Origin of the sequence: Pelatocladus sp. BLCC-F211 (assembly GCF_041928655.1) — a bacterium.
Classification (GTDB): Bacteria; Cyanobacteriota; Cyanobacteriia; order Cyanobacteriales; family Nostocaceae; genus Pelatocladus.
Window position 1 is genome coordinate 1 of the sequence record NZ_JBHFLM010000160.1, and the last position, 4714, is coordinate 4714.

Here is a 4714-nt window from a genome sequence, read left to right on the forward strand (position 1 = left end):
TCGGTTATTTAAATCAGTAGATGAGTTAAAGAATTTACTGGATAGATTGTTAAATCAGGGAGAACTAATAATTCAATGGGGACGAAAAGTAAAAAATAAAGGAAATGCTGCTATTGCAAACTAAATGTGGAACAGCTTATCTACCCACACCTGCAAAACGTTTTAACTCTAACAGTCTTCCTTCAACAATTGCTGTTTCCAACTGGGTGAGATTCTTACTTAAGGCACTACTATGGAGATGTTTGGGATCTACAATAGAGCTATTAGCGATCGCTCTGACTGGATAAATATTTTTAGTATTTTCAATGATATGTGTTTGTAACAAACGTTGCTCAAATGTTTCGTAGATGTCTAACGCTTGGGGGTCTTCTAAACTATTAGCTTGGGATTGAATAATATCAAAGACTTTGATTAATTCTGGTTTAGAAAGGATGCCCGTACCAGCAAAATAACCATTACGCATAGGAAAATCAGATAATATTTTATAGGGTTTTAAAACTTTTTCAATATCTTTACGAATTGTCGCCTTTTCGCTATTGTGGTTGTAAATTATTCCAGCTTGTGCAAGAGATTGAGTCAAAGTTTCCAAGCTACCCCCACCCGTGTTAGCTAAAAAAGGGTAGTGCAGAATAAACCGGATTGTGCCAATTAAACGTTGAAAAACTTCTTGATCTGAGTAAGAGTGTAATCCGCTTAAAGATGTCGTTTTATCATGAGCAAATTCTGGAGTGTTTTGACTGGTAGTAGGGAAAGTAGCATGGATAATTCCTTGAGTTTCCAGCCATTCCAAATCAGCAGCTATAGCATCTTCCTTGGCATAAACTGTACCCCGCAGTTTAGCCATAATCGCAGTAATTTCTGCAACAGAGTTAGTAAATTTAGGAACAGATCCCAGAATATTTTCTAATAATTTAGGTTGAGTTATATGGAATTCACCAATCCCAGGATAGTTAATTATTAAGAATAGCAAATACATCAAACGCTCAAAATCTAGTAGATGACTGTAAAGATGGGGTGTGATATTTGCATAACGATTTTGAATATTGACAATCTGACGTGGAACATCTGCAATTAATTGAGCAATTTGGTCTGGGGAAAATTCGGGTGAGTTAACATTAATTTGATTAACTGCGGCGAATCCTTCCCCAGGAATCGGTGGAAAGTCTTGCAGCAGTTTATACATACTCTCAATAATGTTTGAGGGAACTTGGCGTTGGCGTTGTTGATTCCACTGAATGCAAGTTTCCAAAGGAGTTTTTAAGTACCAGGCTAGCCAATGGGGTTGGGGTAACTCCGATTGAGCAAGTAGGGTGTTGATTTTGAGTAAAAAATCTATGCGAAAACAACGCTTAAAATTGGTAGCGTCGTAGATAACACTTTTTCCTAAACTAAATGCAGTACAAATACGGTTAAAAACAGTAACTTCAATAGTGTGCCATTCCCCTTGAATTGTCGCGTCACCATAGAGTTCTTCGCGGATTGCATCAGTAGAGATTATTTCCCAATTTCCCAAGCTGGATAGGAGTTTTGCCAAGGTAGATTTACCGCTTCCTGGTGTGCCGATGAGGAAATGAGCCGCCGTAGGCATCGCTTTAGAGTCGGTTTTAGCTGCCTGTTGAGTCTTGAGTTGGGAAATTGACATATAAGGTATAATATTATAGCTAATTTACTGAATTTGTGATATCCGAATATTAAACCTATATTTATTTGAATATGCGATCGCGTTAAATATTCGAGGTATGTGTTTAATCTTAGTCGGGTACAAATGATAATTTTACATTGCTCGTGCGAATGACAAATTAAGATGTTATGTAAAACCAAGTCTGGTATCAAAATTTTGGCGTTGCTGAATTGCGGTATGAATTCGGATGTACCAGACGCGATATATCGCGTCTCTACAAAGATTTTGGCATTACGCAGAATCATTTTCATACATGAAATCAGCAACTGTTTGTAATTTTGATAATAAATATGTGGAACAGATTGAGAAACAAGTATCTACGATAATATAGTTGCGTTGGTGCGATACTCCATAGAGTCGCTAGGCGATGCTGGGGTCAAGCTGCTAGACAAACAGGTTTCTGGACAAAAATCTGAGTTTAATTTGTGCTGAAAGTCTTTCTCTGTCTAATTTTGAAGTAATTTCAAGGAGAATTTGTAACATGACTATCTACACACCTCACCAAATCGCCCAAATCCCTATTCTTTCGTTGAGGTGTGTCGATTGCTTGCTGTGTAAGGATTTGAGCTATGTGTTTGATTAATTTTTCGCTTAGATTTACAATCTTTTTTAGAGGTGTGTCGATTTGCGGTCCCAAACCCTTACTGGGTAAGGGCTGCTAGACGAACTCCCCACCGATTGGGTTAATTCGGAATAATTGGAAACACAGTATTGCTGGAATTTCCTAGCTGGCTGGCCCCACCGATTGGGTTAATTCGGAATAATTGGAAACGTTCAAGTTGAGCGAGAAAATCGTCAACACTCACAGAACCCCACCGATTGGGTTAATTCGGAATAATTGGAAACAAAAAAGCCCTCATCAATATGAGGGCTTCTTATTTTTAAAATTAGCTAATAATTAACAAAAAATCATGAAAAAATTTGCTGCAATTCCTCAATATTATTGGCTAAAACCACACTTCGCAAAATACCTTGTAATTTTTCCAGATCATTAATTTGAGAAATTTGAGGTATTAATTCCAAGCCCTCATTACCAAACTTCGCTTCCAAACTCGTTCGTATACTCAATATTATTCCCTGCACTTCCCCACGTGCTTCTCCTCGTGCTTCTCCTCGTGCTTCTCCTTCTTTTAGTATTTCTTCATACCAAGGTGACTCTCGTAAAACTCCCATATCCCACCTCATGATATCTTTCACTAACGCACTTTCTAATACAAAGGTAGCAAAAAATGCTAGAACCGTCTCCAGTTGATTTAAGTCTTGATCCCGACGTAAAATTTGCAGTGCTTCCCTAATTGTAGACTCATTTCCTCCTCCTTTAAGAATTGGTACAAAGGGAAGTAATGATCGTAAAGGTTGTTGAAAAGGAATGTTAACATCAACTTCCCAGAGATTTATGACGCGGTAATCTTGGGTTGCTGCTAATCCAGCAACATTTGATGCAAAACTTGTGGGTATTTCCACATCACTTGTCTGCAAGATATTGATTAGTACTGGGTAAGTTGGTAATTCATATTTTTCTTCTGCAAGTGCTGCATAAGAACGCATTCGCCTGGGCATTTTAGAGTTGTAGCGCAATTGCAGTTCATTTAGTACGATAAATTCTCCATGTTCGGGACTTGTGGCACGGATTAATACATCACTTTCTCTACTTATCCATTGAAATTCCCCCGACAAAATTTCATTTGCTTTGATATTAGGAATATCCGTCACCCATCTTACCCAATTATCAGGCGCAAGGCTAATTAGTTTTTTTGTGCTGGTATCTGCTGGTTTTGGCATTTTTCAAGATGCACTTTTGTCTAGAGATTTATCATAATCGGAAGTGGGAAAGAGTGAATGATTTGTGGTTGAAAATGCGATCGCTCTGTGAAAAATAGGAATTAATATCATGACAAAAATACTGGATAGATGATGCCGATGTCATTGCTCAATTTAAAATTGAGCAGTAGTCTACAACAGAAATCGCAGCGCGTATTTGGTTACAAAACTACAAACTATTTTTCGTCATTCGCATGAGAGCAGGTTGCAATTCAGGTCATCTCTGCAACACTGATGACTACAAGTGTTTGATTGAAGATTAACAATGATGAGGATAAACAGTTCTTTTTACTTTGTAACTTTTTATTTACGTAGTGTTACATAGATAAAGAAAAACAGTATTTTTGGGTAGCAGTTAAGTTGCTCATTATACGATTTTTTGGTGCTAGAGATTGTAGTTCAAGTTATTTAAGCCTTGAAGTAAGAGTATGACTGATGAAGCAAAAGACACATACACCGCTATTACATTTGCACCAGTGCAGGGATTTATCGAAAAATCGCGGAAGTTGCGGGACTTGTATGGTGCGTCGTTAATTTTGTCCTACCTCAGCCAACAGATAGTACTAGCAGCAGATAAACTTCCAGAAACTACAGTAATTTCCCCTGCAAACATCAGCATACAAAAGGGAATGCCAAACCGCATCCTCATAAAAGGTCATTTTCCCGCAGAGACTGCACGGAAGGTATTATTAACAGCTTGGAAGGATATACTTGCAGTTTGTCGCAACTGGATTGAGACAAAATTATCTGATTATGAATATGAATGGGAACGTGAGTGGGGACATTGGGGAAAGCATACTTGGGAAATCTTTTGGGGAACGGGAAAGACGATCGCAGCAGCAATGGAGGATTTGGAAACTCGCAAGCTTTCTCGTGCTTGGACTGCAATTAATTGGATTGGGGAAAGTTCAAGTTTAACAGGTACAGATGGAATTGCATTTCCGGGATTAGGGGGAGAAGATCGCAACCCTAAAGATTTAACCTATCGCTCTGAACAAGGTGATATCCAAAAGTTTTATGAATCGCTAGCAAATATAACTGAAAATCAAGACAATTCCCAAGAAGATGAACCAGGGTAAGCTCATCTAATTTGGTGTAATGTGAACTTGACAAATAAAAGAAGATAAGAAGAAACGACCGGATAAAAAACGCACTTGACAACTGAGCAGGATAAATGAGAAGACTTCAATGCTGTTGTTAACACATAGTCAG

General features: G+C 38.1%; 3 protein-coding genes. 1 reads left to right on the forward strand and 2 read right to left on the reverse strand.

Annotated features, from left to right (window positions below):
• Window positions 1–136: 136 nt before the first annotated feature.
• Together ACE1AT_RS20095 and ACE1AT_RS20100 are read right to left on the reverse strand one after the other, a co-directional pair.
• Window positions 137–1642 carry an AAA family ATPase gene (locus tag ACE1AT_RS20095; RefSeq protein WP_374871500.1) on the reverse strand — a complete coding sequence of 502 codons (1506 nt, stop codon included), beginning with the start codon at window positions 1640–1642 and terminating at the stop codon, window positions 137–139.
• A 948-nt stretch (window positions 1643–2590) separates the two neighbouring features.
• The gene (locus tag ACE1AT_RS20100; RefSeq protein WP_374871502.1) at window positions 2591–3463 is read right to left on the reverse strand and encodes an Rpn family recombination-promoting nuclease/putative transposase; all 873 of its coding nucleotides are present in this window, start codon (window positions 3461–3463) and stop codon (window positions 2591–2593) included.
• A 467-nt stretch (window positions 3464–3930) separates the two neighbouring features.
• Between ACE1AT_RS20100 and ACE1AT_RS20105 the strand changes: the two genes are divergently transcribed.
• Complete coding sequence (locus ACE1AT_RS20105) at window positions 3931–4581, forward strand: type III-B CRISPR-associated protein Cas10/Cmr2 (protein ID WP_374871504.1); 651 nt, start codon at window positions 3931–3933, stop codon at window positions 4579–4581.
• The last annotated feature ends 133 nt before the right edge of the window (window positions 4582–4714 follow it).